Source organism: Mesorhizobium sp. M7A.F.Ca.CA.002.09.1.1 (assembly GCF_003998555.1).
GTDB lineage: Bacteria > Pseudomonadota > Alphaproteobacteria > Rhizobiales > Rhizobiaceae > Mesorhizobium > Mesorhizobium ciceri.
The window spans coordinates 1-4128 of record NZ_RZRR01000503.1 but is presented as its reverse complement, the minus strand read 5'-3'; the positions used below and the strand labels follow the sequence as shown (position 1 = coordinate 4128).

Genomic DNA, 4128 nt, shown 5'->3' with positions numbered 1-4128 from the left:
GCGATGTCGATCCGGCCGGCCAGCAGCGCCTCCTCGATCTCCTTGGTGAACAGGCCCTTGCCGCCGGCTTCCGACAGCGGCCGGTCCTGAATGCGGTCGCCGCTGGTCGAGATGACGACCACCTCGAACGCCTCCGCCGGCATGCCATGCGCGGCCATCAGCCGCGCCTGCGTTTCATGCGCCTGCGCCAGCGCCAGCGGGCTGCCGCGTGTTCCGATTCTCAAGATTGTTTGCATGGCGCGCAGTCCGTGATAACCCCCCGGCAAGCGAGGCTTTTCCGGGGTTCTCCTAACGGGGAAAACCCCATGATACAATCTTTAGGGACAGCGACGAATTGATCCGCGTGCTGGGCATAGAGACGAGTTGTGACGAGACCGCCGCCAGCGTGGTGGCCGTCGACGGCGACGCCGCGCCAAAAATCCTGTCCAACATCGTGCTCAGCCAGATCGAGGAGCATGCCGCTTTCGGCGGCGTCGTGCCGGAAATCGCCGCGCGCGCCCATGTCGAGGCGCTGGACGGCATCATCGAGGCGGCGCTTGCCGATTCGGGCACGGCGCTAGCCGATATCGACGCGATTGCCGCCACCGCCGGCCCCGGCCTGGTCGGCGGGCTGATCGTCGGGCTGATGACCGCCAAGGCAATCGCCGCGGCGGCGAACAAGCCGCTGATCGCCATCAACCACCTCGAAGGCCATGCGCTGACCGCAAGGCTGACCGACGGGCTCGACTTTCCCTATCTCTTGCTGCTGGTCTCCGGCGGCCATACGCAAATCGTCGCCGTGCGGGGTGTCGGCGGCTACCAGCGCTGGGCAACGACTATCGACGACGCGCTCGGCGAAGCCTTCGACAAGACGGCCAAGATGCTTGGCCTGCCCTATCCCGGCGGACCGAATGTCGAAAAGGCGGCACAGGCCGGCAACGCCTCGCGCTTTGCCTTTCCGCGTCCGATGAAGGGCTCGGCCCAGCCCGACTTCTCCTTCTCCGGCCTCAAGACCGCCGTGCGCCAGGCGGCGAGCGCCATTGCGCCGCTGAGCGACCAGGACGTCGCCGACATCTGCGCCTCGTTCCAGGGGGCCGTAGCCGATGCTCTGGCCGACCGTGTTTCTCGCGCGCTGACGCGCTTTCGCGAGACATTTCCCGGCACCAGGAACCCAGCCCTCGTCGTTGCCGGTGGTGTCGCCGCCAACCGCACGATCAAGACCATGCTGGAGCGGCTCTGCGCCGAGACCGGCTTCACCTTCATTGCGCCGCCACTGAAACTTTGCACCGACAATGCGGCGATGATCGCCTGGGCCGGCATCGAGCGGCTGCGCGAGGGCATGGCGCAAGAGAACGGCTTCGATTTCGTGCCGCGCTCGCGCTGGCCGCTGGACAGCATCTCGGCGCCGATGGTCGGCTCCGGCCGGCGCGGAGCCAAGGCATGAACGAGGTGGCAATGAGCGGCAACGTCACCGCGCCAAGCGGCTGGCGCGTTGCCGTGCTCGGCGGCGGCGCCTGGGGCACTGCCTTGGCCTTGGCCATGCTGCGCGCCGGCCATTTCGTCCGCCTTTACGCGCGCGATCCGGAGACCGTCGCCGCGATCGACCGCGGCGAAAATCCACGCTACCTGCCGGGCATTACGCTCCAGCCCGGCATCGTGGCGACGAGCAACATCCAGGCCACGCTCGACGGTGCCGATTGCGTGCTGGCGGTGACGCCGGCGCAGTCGCTGCGGGCGACGCTGGCGGCCGCGAAGGACCATATGCCGGCCGGTATCCCGCTGGTTCTGTGTGCCAAGGGCATCGAAAGCGAGACTGGCGCGTTGCTATCGGCGATTGTCGAAGAAATCCTGCCGCTCAATCCGGTTGCCGTTTTGTCGGGCCCGAGCTTCGCCACCGACGTCGCCCGCGGCCTGCCGACGGCCGTTGTGGTCGCCGCCCGCGACGAGGCATTGGCCGCCGATCTCGCCGCCCGCTTTTCCGCCGAAAATCTGCGCTGCTATTCGAACGACGACCTGATCGGCGTCGAGATCGGCGGCGCCTTGAAGAACGTCTTTGCCATTGCCGCAGGTGCCGTCACTGGGGCGGGTCTCGGCGCCAGCGCCCAGGCCGCCATGGTGACGCGCGGCTTTGTCGAATTGCGCCGCATCGGCGCTGCCTTCGGCGCCAGGCCCGAAACGCTGATGGGGCTTTCCGGCCTTGGCGACCTGCTGCTGACCTGCTCGTCCACCCAGTCGCGCAATTTCGCCTATGGGTTGGCGCTCGGGCAAGGCAAGCCACTTGCCGGATTGCCGCTGGCAGAAGGCGTGCCGACGGCGGCGATCGCAGCCCGCATTGCGACCGAGCGCAACATCGACGCGCCGATCATTGCCGCCGTCGCCGCCATACTGGATGGCACCATCACCGTCCGGCAGGCCGTGACGGCGTTGATGACCCGGCCGCTGAAGACCGAAACCAACGATTGATCCCCACGACTTTGAACGATCAGGAGAAAAAATGCTGTTTGCTGTGATTTGCAAGGACAAGCCCGGAAGCCTGCAGGTGCGCCTCGACACGCGGCCCGAGCATGTTGCCTTTCTCGAGGGGTTGAACGGCGACAAGAAGCTGGCATTCGCCGGTCCGTTCCTTGACACTGAAGGCAGGTCCAATGGCAGCCTCGTGGTCGTCGAAGCGCCCGACCTGGCAGGGGCGCAGGCTCTGTCGGCCGCCGACCCCTACGCCAAGGCCGGGCTGTTCGAAAGCGTCGAAATCCGCCCGTGGAACTGGACGTTCAACAAGCCGGCGGCTAGTTAATCCCGGTCGCCAGCGCGACTCCAAGGAGGAGAAAGACATGAACTACTGGCTGTTCAAATCCGAGCCATTCAAGTTCTCCTTCGAGATGCTGAAGGCCAAGGGCAAGGCCGGCACGCAATGGGACGGCGTGCGCAACTACGCGGCGCGCAACAACATGAAGGCGATGCAGATCGGCGATCTCGGCTTCTTCTACCACTCCAACGAGGGGCTGAACATCGTCGGCATCGCTGAAGTCTGCGCGCTTGCCCATCCCGACACCACGTCGGACGATCCGCGCTGGGAATGCGTCGACATCCGCGCCGTAAGGGATGTACCGAACCCGCCGACGCTGGAACAGGTGAAGGCCAATCCGAGGCTTGCCGACATGGCGCTGGTGCGGCTCGGACGGCTTTCCGTGCAGCCGGTGACGCCGGCCGAATGGAAGGAAGTCTGCCGCATGGGCGGCTTGACGCCGGTTCCGTGACGGCGCTCACGCCCAACAGCGCCAAACAGTTCATTCTCGACAACACGGCGCTGATGGCGCCGCCGCACGTGCCGGAGATCCTGCTTCATCTTGCCGACGAAGCGCATGATCTGTGGCAGCGGACCGAGGAAGAGCTGGTCGAAATCGGCCTGCCGCCGCCCTTCTGGGCCTTTGCCTGGGCCGGCGGCCAGGGCCTTGCCCGCTATGTCCTGGACAATTCCGGCACGGTGCGTGGCAAGCACGTGCTCGACTTTGCTTCCGGCTCCGGCCTTGTCGCCATCGCCGCCGCCAAGGCCGGTGCCGCCAAGGTGATCGCCTCCGACATCGACCCGTTCTGCGCCACCGCGATCCGGCTCAACAGCGAGATCAACGGTATCGGGACCGAATTCCTCGGCACGGATTGCATCGGCACCGATGCAGGTTGGGACGTGGTCCTGGCCGGTGATGTTTTCTATGACAAATCTTTCGCTGACCGGCTGGTGCCATGGTTCGCAACGCTGAAGGCGCGCGGCGCCGAAATCCTTGTCGGCGATCCCGGCCGGTCGTATCTGCCGAAGACAGGGCTGGAGCCGCTTGCGGTCTATGAAGTGGCCGTCACGCGGGCGCTGGAGGATGCGCTGGTCAAGCGCACGACCGTCTGGCGGTTCGCTTGACGCGATCGCCGAACAGGCGTTCCATCATATCCAAATCAGAGGGGGGAGCTCATGGATTTTTCAGCAGTGAACTGGCTGGCGGTGGTCGCTGCCGCAATCGTGGCGTGGCTGTTCGGCGCCGCCTGGTACATGAGCCTGAGCAAGGCGTGGCTGAAGGCCGCCAAGCTCGATCCGGCCACGATGAAGAAGTCGCCGCTGCCCTTCGTCGTCAGCTTCATCGCCGAACTGGTCATGGCCACGAT

At 65.8% G+C, this 4128-nt stretch carries 6 protein-coding genes and 1 pseudogene; 6 read left to right on the top strand and 1 reads right to left on the bottom strand.

Features of this window, described 5'->3' with window-relative positions; all coding sequences use genetic code 11:
* Positions 1-236: pseudogene (locus tag EN994_RS20685) on the bottom strand (hydroxymethylbilane synthase); the annotation flags it as partial.
* Between the two features lie 101 nt (positions 237-337).
* Here EN994_RS20685 and tsaD point away from each other — a divergent pair.
* The 6 genes from tsaD to EN994_RS20655 all read left to right on the top strand — a co-directional run.
* A complete protein-coding gene (tsaD, locus tag EN994_RS20680) occupies positions 338-1423 on the top strand; it encodes a tRNA (adenosine(37)-N6)-threonylcarbamoyltransferase complex transferase subunit TsaD (RefSeq protein ID WP_181172687.1) in 1086 nt (361 codons plus the stop codon).
* Entirely contained in the window at positions 1420-2442 is a 1023-nt protein-coding gene (locus tag EN994_RS20675) for an NAD(P)H-dependent glycerol-3-phosphate dehydrogenase (protein ID WP_063169519.1), read from the top strand. Before tsaD ends, EN994_RS20675 begins: the two co-directional genes overlap by 4 nt.
* 31 nt (positions 2443-2473) lie before the next feature.
* Positions 2474-2770 carry a YciI-like protein gene (locus EN994_RS20670; protein ID WP_063169520.1) on the top strand — a complete coding sequence of 99 codons (297 nt, stop codon included), beginning with the start codon at positions 2474-2476 and terminating at the stop codon, positions 2768-2770.
* 37 nt (positions 2771-2807) lie between these two features.
* On the top strand, positions 2808-3233 hold the full coding sequence (locus tag EN994_RS20665) for an EVE domain-containing protein (protein WP_063169521.1): 426 nt from the start codon (positions 2808-2810) through the stop codon (positions 3231-3233).
* Complete coding sequence (locus EN994_RS20660; RefSeq protein WP_174299057.1) at positions 3188-3886, top strand: methyltransferase; 699 nt, start codon at positions 3188-3190, stop codon at positions 3884-3886. Before EN994_RS20665 ends, EN994_RS20660 begins: the two co-directional genes overlap by 46 nt.
* A gap of 51 nt (positions 3887-3937) precedes the next feature.
* Positions 3938-4128, top strand: a 191-nt coding sequence (locus EN994_RS20655) for a DUF1761 family protein (protein ID WP_127307772.1), incomplete at its 3' end; no start/stop codon positions are given.